Here is a 15,148-nt window from a genome sequence, read left to right on the forward strand (position 1 = left end):
ATGGAATACGGCAAGTTGGGCACCTTTGAAACCAATGGCAGGTGTATGAGCTGTCGCGCTCACCAGGCTGAATCACGCTATGAAGGTGTGAAAGGGCGCGCCACGTGGTTGCGTGGCGTGAAGATTGAAGAAGAGGTGGCCTAGATCAGGCCGGGTGTGCGGATGCGTCAGCTAGCGATCCGACGATGCTTCTCGATGTACGCGACGAGATCATCCGGATGGATACGGTGCTTGCGCTCTGAGAGGACTACGCGAGGGATCTCACCGCGTCTCGCCAGATCGGACATCGCCTTCCCCGAGATGCCGAGGTGGTCGCCCGCCTCCTCGTAGGTCAGTAGTCGCTCAAGCTCGACTTTCCCTTTTGCGCTCATGCGGCCTGCGCCGTTACTGGCCGAACGAAGTCGAGGCATTCCCTACCTGTGATCGCTGCAATAGCCAGGATTGTCGGGTACGTCGGTTCCGCCCCATTCCTGAGAGCGTCGACATCTTCCTCTGTACATCGAATCGCCGCGGCGAGCTGCGAATCGGTGTCTAATCGGTGGTGCTGCTTCAGTCGGTCGATTAGCCCGGGTTCCAGTTGGGCGGTGAAGTGCTTCACGGTCCACCTCCTTGCGTTTTGCGGGATCGACTTTCAAGTTGCCAGAGCGTCTATCGAATTGCAACCGTGTAAGCAGCTGAATCGATCTAGGTTCAGACACGCCGTAGGTTGACAGGCGGTTTTCATGTCATGCAAAATGCAAGACATGGATCACAAGCAGTGGCTCGCCGAGTTGACGACGGACACGACCAATGGGGCGGCGGAGAAGGCGGGGATCACCCCTGCGACGTTGTTTCGCCAGTTGAGTCGGGGCCGGATCTCGGCAGAGAACGTGATCGCCCTATCGCGTGCATACGGCAAGAAGGCCGGGGACGAACTGGTTCACACAGGATTCCTCGAGCGGAGTGACATAGAGGGCGTTGGCATTGAGTCCGCCCTCCGTCTCGCTTCGAGCCGGCAGATGCTGGACGAGATAGACCGGCGCATGGGCGACGGTCACGGCGACGACTTGAATACCAAGCCATCCGAGCGGAACTGACCGTGTTGGGTGGCGTGCAGCGAAATGGGGGATAGGCGATGGCGCAGGTCTATGACCAATGGACCAAGAAGGTTCCCGACGGGAAAGACGACGAAGGCAACACCAAGTACAAGACGGTTCGCACCGAGCGCTGGGGGAGCGGCAAGCGCTGGCTTGCCCGATGGGACGAGGATGGACGACGGGTCTCCAAGGCGTTCGACGTCAAGAAGGCGGCCGAGTTTTTCCTATCCCGGACAGTCACCGAGCAGGCCGATGGAACGTATATCGCGAAGGCGAATCGCGAAATCACGCTCGCTGAAGTTTGGCCGATCTGGTGGGCCACGAAAGCGGCGAAGTCGAAGTCGCTACGTGACGGCTATCAGGCGGCCTGGAGGCACATCGAACCGCGATGGGGCAAGAAGGCTTGTGCGGAGATCTCCAGGGCCGCCGTTGCCGCATGGCTGCCGACGATCACCGGCCGCTACAAGGACGAGAAGGGCGATCCGCTGCCGCTCGGCGAGTCATCGCTACGCAAAGTGATGATCGTTCTCCATGGAGTCCTGGAGACAGCTGTCGAGGAGCGGATCATCCTGTCGAATCCGGTCAAGATGAAGGACGCCCCGCGGCAGCGCGAGACCGCGCGCCGGTATCTGTCGGTCGTCGAGGTTGACCGGCTTCGTGGGGTGATGCCCCATCCAGAGGCGCAGTTCGTGATCGACACCCTTGTGCAGACGGGCGTGCGCCCGGGGGAGGCGTTCGGGTTCCAGGTAGGCGATCTTGATTCGATGCGCGGCCGATGCCGCGTCTCGCGCGACGTCGACGCGCAGGGCGGGGCGGACGACACAAAGACTGGCCGCCATCGCGACGTCCCGGTTGGTGGCGATCTTCTACTCGACCTCGAGAACGAAGCGGAGGGGCGCGACCGGGGGGAGTGGCTGCTGCGGATGCCGGACGGTCGCGGGTGGACCCTCCCGCGCTGGCGGACAATCTGGGAGAAGGCGGTCGAGGATGCAGGCCTTGCCGATCTGGACACCTACGAACTGCGGCACACTGCCGCATCGCTTGCCATCCACTCCGGCGCGAATGTGAAGACGGTCCAGAGGATGCTCGGCCATCGGTCGGCTGCCATGACCCTTGATATCTACGGGCACTTATGGGACGAGGAGTTGGACGCGCTTCCGCAGCGGATGAGCGAGCACATGAAGGCCGAGCGGCAGAGGTTCGAGCAGCGGCGACAGAGAGCCGCCAGACACCAGTCAGACACCAAAACCGCCTAGACTGCTGGTCAGAGTGCTATTTGTCTTGACTGGGGGTCAAGTGGTCGCAGGTTCAAATCCTGTCAGCCCGACCGAGGAAAACTCAGGTGAGAGTCCATCTCACCTGAGTTTTCTTGTATCTGGGGACATCCTGCGACGCTCTGGCATAAGGCAGGCCCTCGGGATCGGCGTGGCCGCGGCTCCACTGGTTGTGGGTCGGAATGGCACCGCGATCGGGGCGTGCTTGCGCGGTGCCGCTCCTGTACGGGCGTTGTCGGCGACCACCGGCACTCCGAGCCCATTGCCTCGGGGCGAACAAGACAGGTACTCGAACAGGTAGAAGTACCGTCGCTCCCACCACGTCCGCTAGGGCACGCTCGATGCGTCCTGTTCAACAAGAACGCAGGGAGAGTGACCACGATGTTCCGCGGACGCAAGACGCTCATCACACTGGACGACGGCGGTTGGTGCTTCGCCAGGCTCGTCGGGCGTCAGCGTCGTGAGTCCGGTCTGCGCGTCGAACTTGTCCGTCCCGCCGCGAGCAAGCTGCCGACCTTCACCGTCGCCGCCCCGAACTGCGGGATCGGCTTCGCTCTGTAGCGAGCGCCGGAGGAGCGTGGACGATGTTGTGCTTCGGTCTCCGATGCGTCAGCGCGGATAGTCGGCTGGTCCGATCCGCCATAGAGATCGCTCGCCCAGCGTTGGCGGGATCGATCATTGCTCTCCGTCCCGTGCTCCGCGGACTTCAGGCCGGGGACGATCGCCCGCGCAGGATGGCGATCGTTGCGCTGGACAGTGGCGCCTGGTGTTTCGGCTGGATCATCGGCGGACTCAGCTCGAAGGGTGCCCGAGTTCGATCCCTCGCTCGCATGCCCGGCGAGAAGTACCCCACCTTCACGCTCGCCGCCCCGGACGACGAGGGCCCCAGCTCTTCGACGTCATGAACTGAGAACGGCGAGAAGCCCCGGCGCGAAGACTATTCGAGTCGGGCTTCGTGCATCGAGGGCCAACGCCAACGCCCCCTCGGATGTCCCGTCCGCACACTCGCTGATGCTTCCGGCTCCACGTCCTCACTGGGCGAAGCCTCGATGCACCCTGGATCCTCACGGTGCACGTCGCTTTCATCGTTTTGCCGGTTCAGGGTGGGGCCATGGACGAGCTTGTGGAGCAACTCCTGCCGTCCGACGGTCGTACCGGACCGCTGACGCCGGATCAGATCCAGGGCATTGTCGACCAGATCCCGACCTCGAGCGATCTGTACGTGACAACTGCACCGGGTTGATGTCGGCGATGCAGCTGATGCTCGCCGATGTCGATCGGCAGGCGATCGTCGAGGACTGCACGCGCCCCGGAGAGAATCTGGCGGGGCCGTTCGCCGAGCAGCTACTCGAGCTCATCACGTCCCTGGGGATTCCAGCTGTGCGCTCACCGGTCCTTGATCTGGGTGCCACGTCGTGCGGGCCCGCGGCGACAGCTGGCCGCTGGGCTGGGCGGATGCCCCGAAAGGATGACTTCGAGGGTGAAAACGCTCTGTCGAGGTGCGCGGGGAGGATAGTTGGACTAACGTCCAACTCACTGCTCGCCTCCTGACTCGAGTGGTGGTGACGTCCCGTTCTTGACGGATCCCGGGAAGTTGCAGGCGGTGGCTTCCGCACGCATTTCGAACGCACATTTCGAAAGGGAGCCACCGCCCACCCGGTCGGTGTGACGAGATCGCGTTACGGCCGGTGATCCGGTCCCGAGCCCCTTGCGGGCGGGTGGGATCACTGGTGCCGCGGCGGACTCTCGCGATGCGGGAGCAACTTCTCTACTCTTCGGCTTCGTCTATCCGTTTGAGCGAGCCATCGAAAGCATGGTTCAACAACAAGCGTGTTCGCTCAGAGCGCGGCCCGCACGACGTCGTGCCGATCGCGCCTCCGTGATCCGCCCTGCCGCAACCGAACTGGCGCTGCACTTCGAATTGGTGCGCGGTGACCGCAGCTCGCCGCCGGTGGCGCCAAGCTCCTGAAGATCCCCGGTGTCGGTGTCGTGACTGCGGCTCGCATGCTGGCGCGCACCGGCGATCCCACCCGGTTCGTGAACGAGGTGGGCGATCCCCTCGCCGGGCCGGCTTCACGGGACGTGGAGCGCTGTAGTCGGCCCTATGTCGGATACTTGGGGTCGAGCGTGGCGAAGGATCGACGGAGGAGCTCCACCGCGTCCATGGTCTCGTCAGGCTCGGCCCAGGTGGTCATCGCAACGTCGAAGCAGGCCAGCGACGCCTGCACCAGTGTCTGTGCTCGCAGTACCGCGAGATCGCCGGCGAGTCGCTCCTGCACGAGCGGGGTGAGCAGGCTCGCCCACAGCAGATGCTTCTCGAGGTTGCGAGCGCGTAGGGACGCTGCGCTCGTCAGAACACGCATGGTCCTCTTGCTTCCTTGTTCGTCCCTGTTCGGTTGAGCCAGTAGGGCTTCGAAGGACACGCGCAGAGAATCCCAGACCGGTTCATCGGCCGGCCGCGCGGCGAAGGCGTCGCGGACGAACTCACCCCAGGGAACGAGGTCGCCGATGACGGCGTCTTCCTTGGCCGGGAAGTAGCGGTGGAAGCTGCGGGCCGAAATGCCCACCTCGGCGGCGATCTGCTCGACGGTGACCGCATCGAAACCCTGCTGGGCGAACAGGTCGATCGCGACCTTGGCGATCCGTGCACGCACGGCCTCGCGCGTGATGTCGCGCAGGCCCGGATTCGATGAGCTTTCCACGAGGGAAGCGTACAGTGTCGAAAGTGTCAGAGACTGCCACGTATGACGCATCATGACAATCGACGAAAGGCTTCATCATGGACACTCGCACTCTCGGCCGGCAGGGCCTGACCGCTGCCGCTCTCGGCTACGGGGCGATGGGCACCGCCACGGGTTATGGCCCCACCGACGACACCGAGTCGATCGCCGCGATCCGAAAGGCCCATGAGCTGGGCGTGACGATGTTCGACACCGCCGAGATGTACGGCTGGGGCGAAGGCGAGAAACTGCTCGGACGGGCGCTGGCACCCATTCGCGACGACGTGGTCATTGCGACGAAGTTCGGCTTCACCCGCTCTTTCGGCCTCGACTCGCGCCCGACTCACATCCGCGAGGTGGTCGAGTCCAGTCTGCGCAACCTCCGCGTCGACACGATCGACGTGCTCTACCAGCATCGCCCCGACCCGAACATTCCGATCGAAGACGTGGTCGGCACGATGAAGGAGTTCGTCGAGGCAGGCAAGGTCAAGTATCTGGGGCTGTCCGAGGCGGACGAGTCCACCATCCGCGCCGCGCACGCGGTACACCCGATCTCGGTGCTGCAGACCGAGTACTCGATCTTCGCGCGCGACGTCGAATCCCTGTTCCCCGTCCTCCAGGAGCTCGGTATCGGATTCGTCGCCTATTCACCGCTGGCCCGGGGCTTCCTCAGCGGCGCGGTAGCCTCCCGCGAGAGCTATGACGCCGACGACTTCCGCCAGCACATCCCCTGGTGGGCGCCGGAGAACTTTCACGCCAACATCGCCGTCGTCGACGAGTTGACCGCACTCGCCGGAAGCAAGGGCGCCACGCTCGCGCAGCTGTCACTGGCGTGGCTGCTGACCCGCGAGGACTACATCGTCCCGATCCCGGGATCGCGCAACCCGCAGCGCGTCGACCAGAACGTCACCGCGGCCGAACTGGACCTGACTCCCGACGATCTCGCCATCATCGAGCAGATCGCCCCCACAGGCGGCGTCGGCGGCCGGATGTAGGAAGCCGCACCCCTCGATCGAACGGCCCTCCGGTAGAGGATGCGAACGATGTTCGAATGCGCATCTGCTCGACGGCACACGCGGAAACCCTCAGCGGATGCGGGTGATCGCGTCCGGCCAGTTGTCGTACGTCGCGACGAGGACGTGCATCGGGGCGGCACGGCCGGTGTACCTCCAGACGCCCCACTGCCCACAGTCGTCACCGACGCGGATCTTGCGGACCGCCCACGGAGCGGGTGTTCGAGCGGGCGCCTGGGGCAGCCCGAGGAGGCGGCGCATCGCGTCGTACGAGATCTGTTCGCTCATCGGAACGTGCTCAGACGAAGTCGGGGCAGTACGCGACCGTCGCGGCGCCGAGGACGTTGGTGACCTCGGCGGTGGTGTAGCGGCCGTCACCGAGGTACTCGGTGGTCAGATCGGGCTTACTCTGCCCGCGGTACAGCGAATTGCACATCGACAGACCCATCCGGATCTGATCGCTCTCCGACTTCTCCATCAGCGTGAATTCGGTGATGTACGACAGGAACAGGATGTCCTCGCTGGTGAGGGTGCTGTTCGGTTCGGTCTCGCGCTCGGGCGGTGCGACGACGGCGGGGGAGTCGCCGACGGGGAGCGACGATGGTCCTGCGACGGAAGTGCGCGGTGTCGCATGGGTTGCAGGGACGGCTTCCGTCGGAGCGGCCGAGGTGGTCGCGTCGGGGGTCGGGTGGGCAATGACGACGGGCTCCCCGTCGGTGGGAGTGCCGCTGCAGCCCGTGAGGATCAGAGCAGTGGCGGAGAGAGCGGAGAAGAAGCCGAAGCGGGCCGAGCGGATCACGATGCGGAATCTTGCCCTACCAGGGCGACAAGATCTCTTCCGGGGCGTGCTCAGTTCCCGCTCGCGACGGGCCACACGATCGGCATGATGATCTCGGTGCGGGGCAGGGGGACGTCGGGGTCGTCGAGATAGCATTCCCACGGCTCGCCGGTTGTGGCGTAACCGTGTTCGGCGATCCACTGGGTCAGCGCGATGTAGGCCGACTCGACCGTGTCGTAGCTGCCGACGTGCACTGTGCTCGCGCACCGACCTGCCGGCAGCGCCGCCGACTCGACCCGGCCGGTGGGCTCGATCGTGCGCGCCAGCGGGAAGCCCGCCTCGACGTTCCAGATGCCGTCGGAGCGCGGCCGGAACCGTCCGAACGGTGGGCCGACGATCACGATGTCCTGGGCTGCAGCGGCGCGGGCCACCTCAGCGAACGCCGGGCCCAGGAACGCGGCGATGGAGTCGACGTCGACGTTGCCGTCGACGACGCCGGTCGGTTGTTCGTCGATGTCGCGAATCCGGATGTCGTAGCTCATGATTGCGGGCCCTCGAAACAGCCGTGGTAACCCCGCGCGGCGAACGTGGAGGCGGAACAGTAGGCGACCGTGGGGTAGTACGGCCCCATCGAGACGGCGGGATCGATGTCGCCGGACTGGGACGCCTGGACCGACATCGGGTAGAAGTCCGGTGACGGCAGCATGTTCCGCAGGATCAGGACCTTCTTCGGGACGTCGGTCGACCCCCACGGCAGCACCGTGACCGTCGAATCCGAGGCCGGCAGGTCCTCGGGGGCGCCAACGACGAACGTGTACCAGCCGTCGTCGTCGACCCGGGTCTGGAAGTCCGCGGCGCACGCCACCACCGGGTACGGCGAGACCAGGTCGTTCTGGCACATCGACCAGTAACGCACCTGACGATCCGGCTCGATCGCGGACACGCCCGCCCGGGTGTCGGGGAACGACGGCGCCTTGCCGCGCACCACGGCGACCCGTCCGGGCCGATGAGTCAACTGGGCGGCGATGTACTTGTTGTCGCCGTTCGGAAACAGGCCCGACGTGCTGGCCGGGTTCACGAACACCGCCTCGGGTGTGTCGTTGAGGAAGGTGCCCGACGCGGCGGTTTCGATCGCCCGGTCGATACCGCGCCGAGCCACATCGGCGACCGGGCCCGAGAACGATTTCGGGTCGAACGGCTGCGAGCACGGATGCACCGGGACGGTCGCTCCACCGAGCCTGTAGGTGACATCGGGTAGCGGCACGCCGCCGCTGAGCGAGCCTGGATCGTCGGGAACGTAGACCCGGACGATCAGGAAGCCGACCGGCGCGGCGTCGTCCCGCAGGGCCCGAATCTCGTTGCGCGTACGGTCGGCCGGTCCGGACACCAGCGTCGCGTGCCACCGCCGCGGATCGGGTGGCAGCGAACGGTTGTCGGCGTCGGTGAAGGGATTCCCGCTCCCGGGGTCGGGGAGAATCTGGTCGTCCCGCAACGTGTCGATCGTGTCGAGGTCCGTGCCGTAGGTGTTGAGCGAGAAGTAGCGTGCGGACGGGTAGGCGCCGGACAGCTCGATGGAATCCCGCGGACCCAGGGCGTAAGGGAGGACCCAGTAGGTGGCGTTGGTATCCGGGAAAGCGACATCGAGCGACTGACCGTCGGACATGAATCGCCACGCACAGGGCAGCGGATCGACGGGCGCGGCAATTGCCGGAGTGGGCGCTGCGACGAGCGCGGCCGCGGCACACAGGGCGGCCGAGCCGCCCAGGACGCGGCGGACGATCGATCGCGGCGACATGCGCATTGCAACCCCCATCGCAGGCCTTCACGATATCGAGGCCCCCGGACGGATGGGGCATGATCGGGCGAACAGCGGTTCGGCACGCAGGAGGCGGTCATGGCGGATTCGACGAGCGGCACCCGGGAACGGATCGAACTTGCGTTGCGGGCCTTCGAGCCCGAATCGGCGGCCCGCGCCGGCCGTCGTGAGGCGGCCGTCGCGATCGCGGTCATGCGCGGCGAGGACGGTGCTCCGGTGTTCCCCTTGACGCTGCGGCCCTCGAAGATGCGCGCCCATGCGGGCCAGTTCGCGCTGCCCGGCGGACGGCTCGACCCGGGGGAGACGGCGCAGGACGCGGCCCTGCGCGAGCTCGGTGAGGAACTCGGGGTGCACGTCGGCCCCGAGGACGTACTCGGGAGGCTCGACGACTTCGTCACCCACTCCGGCTACATCATGACCCCGTACGTGGTGTGGTCGGAGCAGTCGATCGCGTCCGTGGTGCCCAGCCCGGACGAGGTGGCCCACGTGTTCGCGATCGCGCTGGACGAACTCGACGTCCCGACGCAGTACACGACGATCCCCGGATCCACCGAGCGCGTCGCGTGCTGGCCCTTCCGCGGTGAGCACATCCACGCCCCCACCGGTGCGGTGATCCATCAGTTCTGCGAGGTGGTCCTGCACGGGCGGCACACCCGGGTCGCGTCGTTCGCGCAGCCCGCCTTCGCGTGGCGCTGAAACCCGCGTGAGTGCTCGCGCGCCGGACTAGCGTCGGGCTCGTGAGCATCCTGCGGACGGTTCTACGCGCCCTCGACCGCACCGGCATCGAACCGGTCGCGTGGCAACCGCCGCCCGCGCCCGCCGAGACGGGACCGTTCGCTCCCGGACACGAGCTCGACGGCTCCGAGCAGTGGCGGCTGCCCACCGGCCGCGGGCCCGAGGACGTCGCCGTCGACGGCGACGGCCGGGTGATCACGGGCGGCGACGACGGCCGGCTGTGGCGGTTCGACGCTGCCGGACGCGCCACCGAACTCGCGCACACCGGTGGCCGTCCGCTCGGGGTCGAGGTCCTCGACGCCGGCCGCTACCTGGTGTGCGACTGCGAACGCGGGCTGCTGCGGGTGGACGAGACCGGACGCGTCGAACTGCTCGCCGACTCGGCGCTGGGCCGACCACTGTTGGCGTGCAACAACTCCGCCGTCGGCCGGGACGGCATCGTCTACTTCACCGACTCGTCGGCCCGGTTCACCGTCCCGGAACACCGCCTCGACCTACTCGAGCACAGCGGTACCGGACGTCTGCTGCGGTTCGATCCACGCACCGGTGACATCGACCTGCTCGCCGACGGTCTGCAGTTCGCGAACGGTGTCGGCCTCGCGACCGACGAGTCCTACGTGATCGTCGCCGAGACGGGCTCGTACCGGATCCAGCGGGTGGAGCTGACGGGACCGCGGGCCGGCGCCGTCTCCGTATGGGCGGACAACCTGCCCGGAATCCCCGACAATGTCACGTCGCAGACCGCCGAGGGCATCTTCTGGGTGGCGCTGTACAGCCCCCGGATGGCGCTGCTGGACCGGGTGGCGCCGTACCCGAGTCTGCGAATCCTCACCGCTAATCTGCCGAGCCGCGTGCAACCCGATCCCGAACACCGGGCCTGGGTGCTCGCGCTGGACGGCGCCGGCCGCGTGGTGCACAGCCTGCGGGGCGGGAAGGGGAGCTACTCGCCCGTGACCGGCGTCCGCGAGACGCCGGACTGGCTCTACCTCGGCAGCCTCTCTGCGGGCGCACTCGCGCGGGTCCCGCGCTGCGAGCTGGGGCTCTGACCGGTCCGCCTCCGAACGGTCGGTCCCTGAAATGGGACACCGGGTGTGGAAAGCTGGCCTGCGACAGGGACGGGAACCCGAGAGGATTGTCGGTGGACGCGGTAGGACAGCAGAACGTGGGCTCGGAGCCGGACGCCGATCGCATCCTCACCATCCCGAATCTTCTCAGCGCGATCAGGCTCGCCGGTGTTCCGCTGTTCCTGTACCTGATGCTCGGTCCCCAGGCCGACGGGTGGGCGTTGGCGGTCCTGATGCTCAGCGGCTTCACCGACTGGGCGGACGGCAAGCTCGCCCGCCTGCTGAACCAGATGTCGCGTCTGGGCGCCCTGCTCGATCCGCTGGTGGACCGGCTGTACGTGATCACGACGCTGATCGCGTTCGTCGCACGCGACATCATCCCGTGGTGGGTCGCGGCCATTCTCATCGGCCGGGACCTGATCCTGGCGTTCACTCTGCCGGTCTACCGTCGCCGCGGGCTTCCGCCGCCGGAGGTCATCTACCTCGGCAAGGCGGCGACGTTCGCATTGATGTTCGCGCTCCCGCTCCTGTTGGCGGCGCAACTCGACTGGGGCTTCGCCACGATCGCCGACCCGTGGGGATACGCGCTGCTGATCTGGGGCACCGTCCTCTACGTCTGGACGGCGGGCCTGTACATCGCGAAGGCGGCCGAGGTGGCTCGCACGGTGCCGCGCGCCGTCACCCGGAGCGGCCCGTGACAGGTACACCCAGGCCGGTCCGACGGAATCCGGTCCCGTCGCTGCTGAAGTCGCTCATGAACGACCACCTCGACCCCGGGTACGCCGGAGCAGTCGAGGACCGGGAACAGGGGCACTCCAGACCGACCCGGATCGCGGCGGGAGCATGGATCTCGCTCGGCGCAGTCCTGGTCGGACTCGTGTTCGGGATCTCGTACGCGCAGGCGACCTCGTCCGCCTCCGATGTGGACCAGACGCGTACCGAGATGCTGACCAAGGTGCGCGACGCCGAGGATCGGGGCCGCGGCCTGGCCACCGGTCGGGACGAGCTGACCGTCCGCGTCGACGACCTCCGGGCCTCCGTCCTCGCCGGCGACGCCGAGGGCGCGCAGGTCCTCGACCAGTTGCGCACGCTCGAGTCCGCCGCCGCAGCCGAACCGGTGCACGGACCCGGGCTGGTTGTCACCCTCACCGATCCGGCGGCGAGGCCCGACCTGTCCGACTCGTCGCAGCGCGTCCCCGGCTCCCCACAGGCCGGCGTGCTCGACCGGGACTTGCAGGCCGTCGTCAACGCGTTGTGGGCGAGCGGCGCCGAGGCCGTCGCCGTCGGCGACGTGCGGGTCGGTCCGGCCGTCACCATCCGGCAGGCGGGCGGGGCGATGCTCGTCGACAACCAGCCGGTGCCGTCGCCCTACCGGGTGTCGGCCATCGGTCCGCCGCGCAAGCTGCAGACCGGGTTCGTGGTGAGTGACGCCTATCTGCGGATGTCGACGGTTCAGCAGTTGTACGGCGTGGGATTCTCCATCGCCGAGTCCGACGACCTGCAGCTCCCGGCAGCGGCCGGTCGTGAAGTGAGATTCGCACAGGAAACGGGGGCACCGTGAAAGGTGGATACGCGCTCTACGGAGTGCTCGCGCTCGTCGCCGGCATCGCGCTCGGGATCGTGTTCAGCCCGCAGGTGCCCGACGCCGTCCAGCCCTATCTGCCGATCGCAGTGGTCGCCGCGCTCGACGCCGTCTTCGGCGGGCTGCGCGCCTACCTCGACGGGATCTTCGACTCCAAGGTCTTCGTCGTCTCGTTCGTGTTCAACGTCCTGGTCGCGGCGCTGATCGTGTGGCTCGGCGACCAGCTCGGTGTCGGGACACAGCTGTCGACGGCGATCATCGTCGTCCTCGGTATCCGGATCTTCGGTAACGCTGCGGCGCTGCGGCGTCGACTGTTCGGGGCGTGATCGGCGTGGAACCTGACGACGACGGCCCCACCGACACCACCGAGACCACTCAGACCACCGGACCCCGCAGCGAGGGCCGCCACGAGATGCCCTCGTCGACGCGGACACGGACGCGATCCCGATTCGCGTTCGGGCTGCTCGCGGTGCTGCTGATGGCAGCGCTCGGCGTCGCGATCGTGACACAGGTCAGCAGCACCGGCTCGGGTGACAACCTGGATTCGGCCCGACCTGCCGACCTGCTCGCGGTCCTGGGCAATCTCAACCAGCGCGAGGCCGCGCTCCGGCAGGAGATTGCCGGGCTCGAGCAGACGCTGTCGAAGCTCGAGGCCGGCGGGGGTAGTTCAGGCGCGGCCCTGGAGGAGGCGAAAGCCCGGTTGTCCGCGCTGTCGATCCAGGTGGGCACCGTGGCCGCGACCGGTCCGGGCGTCACCCTCACGGTCGAGGACCCCGGCTCGTCGGTGGGCTCGGAGGTGCTACTCGATCTCATCCAGGAGTTGCGCGCCGCCGGCGCCGAGGCGATCGAGATCAGCGGCTCAGGTTCCGAACCGATCCGCATCGGCGTCGACTCGTGGGTCAGCGGCGGGGGCGGGAACGTCACCGTCGACGGTCGGCGGATCTCGGCCCCGTTCCGGATCGTCGCGATCGGTGATCCACCGACGCTCGCGGCGGCCCTGAACATCCCCGGCGGAGTGGTCGACACCGTCGCGCGCAGCGGCGGACAACTGCGGATCGTGCAATCGCCGCAGGTCACCGTCTCCGCCTTGCGGGAGGTCAAACCGCGCCAATACGCTCAACCCGGAAACTGATCTTCTCCGGCCCGCTCGTGGGGCCGCCCCCGAAAGGAAGCCACCGTGAGTGAGCTCGCTACCCCCGCCGATCTGCGCTACACAGCAGAGCACGAATGGGTGCGGCGCACGGGTCCGACGACGGTGCGAGTGGGTATCACCGACTTCGCACAGTCGCAGCTCGGCGATGTCGTGTTCGTGCAGTTGCCGGCGGAGGGCGAGGACGTGACCGTGGGTGATTCCTTCGGCGAGGTCGAGTCGACGAAGAGCGTTTCGGACATCTTTGCGCCGTTGACTGCGAAAGTTGTTGCAGTCAACGCCGATCTGGACGGCAGCCCCGAGCTGGTCAACTCCGACCCGTACGGAAGCGGCTGGCTGGTGGACCTCGAGGTCGAGGACGAGGCCGGATTGGACGAGGTACTCGCCGCGACGTTGGACGCCGAGGCGTACCTCGCGGTTTCCGGCAGCTGATTCCCGGAGGATTTCGCCGGATTTCGCGGGTCTTCGCCCGGCCTGTCCACCTACACGCACCGCCGCTGTCAGGGTACGGTCGAGGTGAGCGAGATGCCTGTCGGTGCGCAGATTCGCATCGGAATGTGATGGTGGCCGAGATTCGTCGAGGCCGAGTGGTACCGCGTGACCCCGGGGACACAGAAAACGTTCCCGGGTAAACGGATTGAGGAGGAGAAACGGTGAGCGAGAACGGCAACGATGCGGTTTACGGAGAGACGCCGGCCGAGACCACATCGGTTTTCCGTGCGGATTTTCTCAACGAGATGGACAGCTCGTCCTCGCAGACGGCTGAGGCTCCGGTCTCCGGAGTCGAGGGGCTGCCCGCCGGTTCCGCGCTGCTCGTCGTCAAGAGGGGCCCGAACGCGGGCTCGCGCTTCCTGCTCGACCAGCCGACGACGTCCGCGGGGCGCCACCCCGACAGCGACATCTTCCTCGACGATGTCACGGTGAGCCGCCGGCACGCGGAGTTCCGTCAGGACGACGACGAGTTCCAGGTAGTCGACGTGGGCAGCCTGAACGGTACGTACGTGAACCGTGAGCCGGTGGACTCCGCTGTCCTGGCGAACGGCGACGAGGTGCAGATCGGCAAGTTCCGCCTCGTGTTCCTGACCGGCCCGCGCGGCGGCAACGCCGGCCCGCAGATCGGCGAGTCCGCGGCTGGTGCGGGCAACCAATGACAGCCGTCCGGCAGGAGGCCGCCACTGGCATGTCGATCGGCACGGTGCTCGATCGACTGCGCCCGGATTTTCCGGACGTGACGATCTCCAAGATCCGATTCCTCGAGGCAGAGGGGCTGATCAGTCCGGAGCGGACGCCGTCGGGGTATCGGCGATTCTCGATCGCCGATTGTGAGCGACTGAGGTTCGTGCTCACCGCGCAGCGGGATCAGTACCTGCCGCTCAAGGTGATCAAGGAACAGTTGGAGGCGATCGACAGCGGTGTCGCGACCGTCGGCGCGGTGGATTCGCTGCCTCGGCGGCCGCGCACCCTCGCGGTGGCACCCGGTGAGGTGTCGCCCGAGGAGTTCCGTGCCGATCGTGAGGTGCGGATCAGCCGGGACGATCTGATCGCACGGTCGGGTATCGACGAACGATTCCTGGGTGACCTGCTTCGTAGCGGCCTCGTCGTGCCCGGCGCCGCCGGATTCTTCGACGAGGACGCCGTGACGCTGTCACGGACCGCGAAGGCGATGTCGGAGTTCGGTCTCGAGGTCCGGCACCTGCGGGCGTTCAAACTGGCCGCCGACCGCGAGGCAGGCCTGGTCGCGCAGATCGCCGGGCCGGTGGCGAAGGGTCGCGATGCGGGTGCGCGCGACCGAGCCGAGGAGATGGTGCGTGAACTCGCGGCGCTGTCCCTGACGCTGCACACCTGCCTGGTGAAGGCGGCGGTGCGCGGGGCTCTCGATCGCTGACGGCCGCAGCGGGTTCGAATAGAATCGGGGCAGTACGTCAAACGGGGCTTGTTCG

General features: G+C 67.0%; 21 protein-coding genes and 1 pseudogene. 16 read left to right on the top strand and 6 right to left on the bottom strand.

Annotated elements, in window-relative coordinates:
• Positions 1-167: 167 nt before the first annotated feature.
• Positions 168-410: a helix-turn-helix domain-containing protein gene (locus J2X34_RS04010; protein ID WP_429516185.1), complete on the bottom strand. Its 243-nt coding sequence runs from the start codon at positions 408-410 to the stop codon at positions 168-170.
• A 333-nt stretch (positions 411-743) separates the two neighbouring features.
• Here J2X34_RS04010 and J2X34_RS04015 point away from each other — a divergent pair, with 333 nt between their 5' ends.
• The 6 genes and pseudogenes from J2X34_RS04015 to J2X34_RS04040 all read left to right on the top strand — a co-directional run.
• The gene (locus J2X34_RS04015; protein WP_429516186.1) at positions 744-1,076 is read left to right on the top strand and encodes a transcriptional regulator; all 333 of its coding nucleotides are present in this window, start codon (positions 744-746) and stop codon (positions 1,074-1,076) included.
• A gap of 38 nt (positions 1,077-1,114) precedes the next feature.
• Entirely contained in the window at positions 1,115-2,332 is a 1,218-nt protein-coding gene (locus J2X34_RS04020; protein WP_429516187.1) for a tyrosine-type recombinase/integrase, read from the top strand.
• Positions 2,333-2,731: 399 nt separating this feature from the next.
• Positions 2,732-2,911 carry an enoyl-CoA hydratase gene (locus J2X34_RS04025; protein WP_114723587.1) on the top strand — a complete coding sequence of 60 codons (180 nt, stop codon included), beginning with the start codon at positions 2,732-2,734 and terminating at the stop codon, positions 2,909-2,911.
• A gap of 173 nt (positions 2,912-3,084) precedes the next feature.
• Entirely contained in the window at positions 3,085-3,255 is a 171-nt protein-coding gene (locus tag J2X34_RS04030; protein WP_114723588.1) for an enoyl-CoA hydratase, read from the top strand.
• A 206-nt stretch (positions 3,256-3,461) separates the two neighbouring features.
• Positions 3,462-3,593 (top strand): hypothetical protein, encoded by a 132-nt coding sequence (locus J2X34_RS04035; protein WP_258558097.1) that lies wholly within the window; start codon positions 3,462-3,464, stop codon positions 3,591-3,593.
• 728 nt (positions 3,594-4,321) lie between these two features.
• Positions 4,322-4,381 (top strand): annotated as a pseudogene (locus J2X34_RS04040) (hypothetical protein); the annotation flags it as partial.
• A gap of 71 nt (positions 4,382-4,452) precedes the next feature.
• On the opposite strand, the gene J2X34_RS04045 reads toward J2X34_RS04040, so the two are convergent.
• On the bottom strand, positions 4,453-5,052 hold the full coding sequence (locus J2X34_RS04045) for a TetR family transcriptional regulator (protein WP_429516188.1): 600 nt from the start codon (positions 5,050-5,052) through the stop codon (positions 4,453-4,455).
• 77 nt (positions 5,053-5,129) lie between these two features.
• Here J2X34_RS04045 and J2X34_RS04050 point away from each other — a divergent pair, with 77 nt between their 5' ends.
• Entirely contained in the window at positions 5,130-6,065 is a 936-nt protein-coding gene (locus J2X34_RS04050; protein ID WP_114723504.1) for an aldo/keto reductase, read from the top strand.
• Between the two features lie 90 nt (positions 6,066-6,155).
• Here the strand turns inward: J2X34_RS04050 and J2X34_RS04055 are convergent, their stop codons facing one another.
• From J2X34_RS04055 to J2X34_RS04070, 4 genes are read right to left on the bottom strand one after another with little or no spacing between them, the layout of a single operon-like run.
• Positions 6,156-6,371, bottom strand: coding sequence for a hypothetical protein (locus tag J2X34_RS04055; protein WP_429516189.1), 216 nt, complete (start codon positions 6,369-6,371; stop codon positions 6,156-6,158).
• 10 nt (positions 6,372-6,381) lie between these two features.
• Entirely contained in the window at positions 6,382-6,882 is a 501-nt protein-coding gene (locus J2X34_RS04060) for a DUF732 domain-containing protein (RefSeq protein WP_114723506.1), read from the bottom strand.
• Positions 6,883-6,932: 50 nt separating this feature from the next.
• Entirely contained in the window at positions 6,933-7,403 is a 471-nt protein-coding gene (locus tag J2X34_RS04065) for a GyrI-like domain-containing protein (RefSeq protein WP_174910476.1), read from the bottom strand.
• A complete protein-coding gene (locus J2X34_RS04070; RefSeq protein WP_397484747.1) occupies positions 7,400-8,662 on the bottom strand; it encodes a hypothetical protein in 1,263 nt (420 codons plus the stop codon). Before J2X34_RS04070 ends, J2X34_RS04065 begins: the two co-directional genes overlap by 4 nt.
• A gap of 93 nt (positions 8,663-8,755) precedes the next feature.
• On the opposite strand from J2X34_RS04070, the gene J2X34_RS04075 reads away from it, so the two are divergent.
• The 9 genes from J2X34_RS04075 (at position 8,756) to J2X34_RS04115 (ending at position 15,093) form a co-directional block, all read left to right on the top strand.
• Complete coding sequence (locus J2X34_RS04075; protein ID WP_114723509.1) at positions 8,756-9,373, top strand: NUDIX hydrolase; 618 nt, start codon at positions 8,756-8,758, stop codon at positions 9,371-9,373.
• 41 nt (positions 9,374-9,414) lie between these two features.
• Positions 9,415-10,458, top strand: a complete 1,044-nt coding sequence (locus J2X34_RS04080) for an SMP-30/gluconolactonase/LRE family protein (protein WP_114723510.1) — start codon at positions 9,415-9,417, stop codon at positions 10,456-10,458.
• Between the two features lie 92 nt (positions 10,459-10,550).
• Positions 10,551-11,174: a CDP-alcohol phosphatidyltransferase family protein gene (locus J2X34_RS04085; RefSeq protein ID WP_114723511.1), complete on the top strand. Its 624-nt coding sequence runs from the start codon at positions 10,551-10,553 to the stop codon at positions 11,172-11,174.
• A 56-nt stretch (positions 11,175-11,230) separates the two neighbouring features.
• On the top strand, positions 11,231-12,037 hold the full coding sequence (locus tag J2X34_RS04090; protein WP_429516419.1) for a DUF881 domain-containing protein: 807 nt from the start codon (positions 11,231-11,233) through the stop codon (positions 12,035-12,037).
• On the top strand, positions 12,034-12,384 hold the full coding sequence (locus J2X34_RS04095; protein ID WP_114723513.1) for a small basic family protein: 351 nt from the start codon (positions 12,034-12,036) through the stop codon (positions 12,382-12,384). The genes J2X34_RS04090 and J2X34_RS04095 overlap by 4 nt, the downstream gene beginning before the upstream one ends.
• Before the next feature lie 86 nt (positions 12,385-12,470).
• Positions 12,471-13,190, top strand: coding sequence for a DUF881 domain-containing protein (locus J2X34_RS04100; protein WP_429516420.1), 720 nt, complete (start codon positions 12,471-12,473; stop codon positions 13,188-13,190).
• Between the two features lie 45 nt (positions 13,191-13,235).
• Positions 13,236-13,640 (top strand): glycine cleavage system protein GcvH, encoded by a 405-nt coding sequence (gcvH, locus tag J2X34_RS04105; RefSeq protein WP_114723514.1) that lies wholly within the window; start codon positions 13,236-13,238, stop codon positions 13,638-13,640.
• Positions 13,641-13,861: 221 nt separating this feature from the next.
• Entirely contained in the window at positions 13,862-14,359 is a 498-nt protein-coding gene (gene odhI, locus J2X34_RS04110; protein WP_114723515.1) for an oxoglutarate dehydrogenase inhibitor Odhl, read from the top strand.
• Complete coding sequence (locus J2X34_RS04115) at positions 14,356-15,093, top strand: MerR family transcriptional regulator (protein WP_114723516.1); 738 nt, start codon at positions 14,356-14,358, stop codon at positions 15,091-15,093. The genes odhI and J2X34_RS04115 overlap by 4 nt, the downstream gene beginning before the upstream one ends.
• Positions 15,094-15,148: the final 55 nt, after the last annotated feature.

Source organism: Rhodococcus sp. BE178 (assembly GCF_050433545.1).
GTDB lineage: Bacteria > Actinomycetota > Actinomycetes > Mycobacteriales > Mycobacteriaceae > Prescottella.

Coding starts and splice junctions, on each gene's coding strand:
- J2X34_RS04010 (WP_429516185.1), bottom strand. CDS start 410: ATGCCTCGACTTCGTTCGGCCAGTAACGGCGCAGGCCGCATGAGCGCA.
- J2X34_RS04015 (WP_429516186.1), top strand. CDS start 744: ATGGATCACAAGCAGTGGCTCGCCGAGTTGACGACGGACACGACCAAT.
- J2X34_RS04020 (WP_429516187.1), top strand. CDS start 1,115: ATGGCGCAGGTCTATGACCAATGGACCAAGAAGGTTCCCGACGGGAAA.
- J2X34_RS04025 (WP_114723587.1), top strand. CDS start 2,732: ATGTTCCGCGGACGCAAGACGCTCATCACACTGGACGACGGCGGTTGG.
- J2X34_RS04030 (WP_114723588.1), top strand. CDS start 3,085: ATGGCGATCGTTGCGCTGGACAGTGGCGCCTGGTGTTTCGGCTGGATC.
- J2X34_RS04035 (WP_258558097.1), top strand. CDS start 3,462: ATGGACGAGCTTGTGGAGCAACTCCTGCCGTCCGACGGTCGTACCGGA.
- J2X34_RS04050 (WP_114723504.1), top strand. CDS start 5,130: ATGGACACTCGCACTCTCGGCCGGCAGGGCCTGACCGCTGCCGCTCTC.
- J2X34_RS04055 (WP_429516189.1), bottom strand. CDS start 6,371: ATGAGCGAACAGATCTCGTACGACGCGATGCGCCGCCTCCTCGGGCTG.
- J2X34_RS04065 (WP_174910476.1), bottom strand. CDS start 7,403: ATGAGCTACGACATCCGGATTCGCGACATCGACGAACAACCGACCGGC.
- J2X34_RS04070 (WP_397484747.1), bottom strand. CDS start 8,662: ATGCGCATGTCGCCGCGATCGATCGTCCGCCGCGTCCTGGGCGGCTCG.
- J2X34_RS04075 (WP_114723509.1), top strand. CDS start 8,756: ATGGCGGATTCGACGAGCGGCACCCGGGAACGGATCGAACTTGCGTTG.
- J2X34_RS04090 (WP_429516419.1), top strand. CDS start 11,231: ATGAACGACCACCTCGACCCCGGGTACGCCGGAGCAGTCGAGGACCGG.
- J2X34_RS04100 (WP_429516420.1), top strand. CDS start 12,471: ATGCCCTCGTCGACGCGGACACGGACGCGATCCCGATTCGCGTTCGGG.
- J2X34_RS04115 (WP_114723516.1), top strand. CDS start 14,356: ATGACAGCCGTCCGGCAGGAGGCCGCCACTGGCATGTCGATCGGCACG.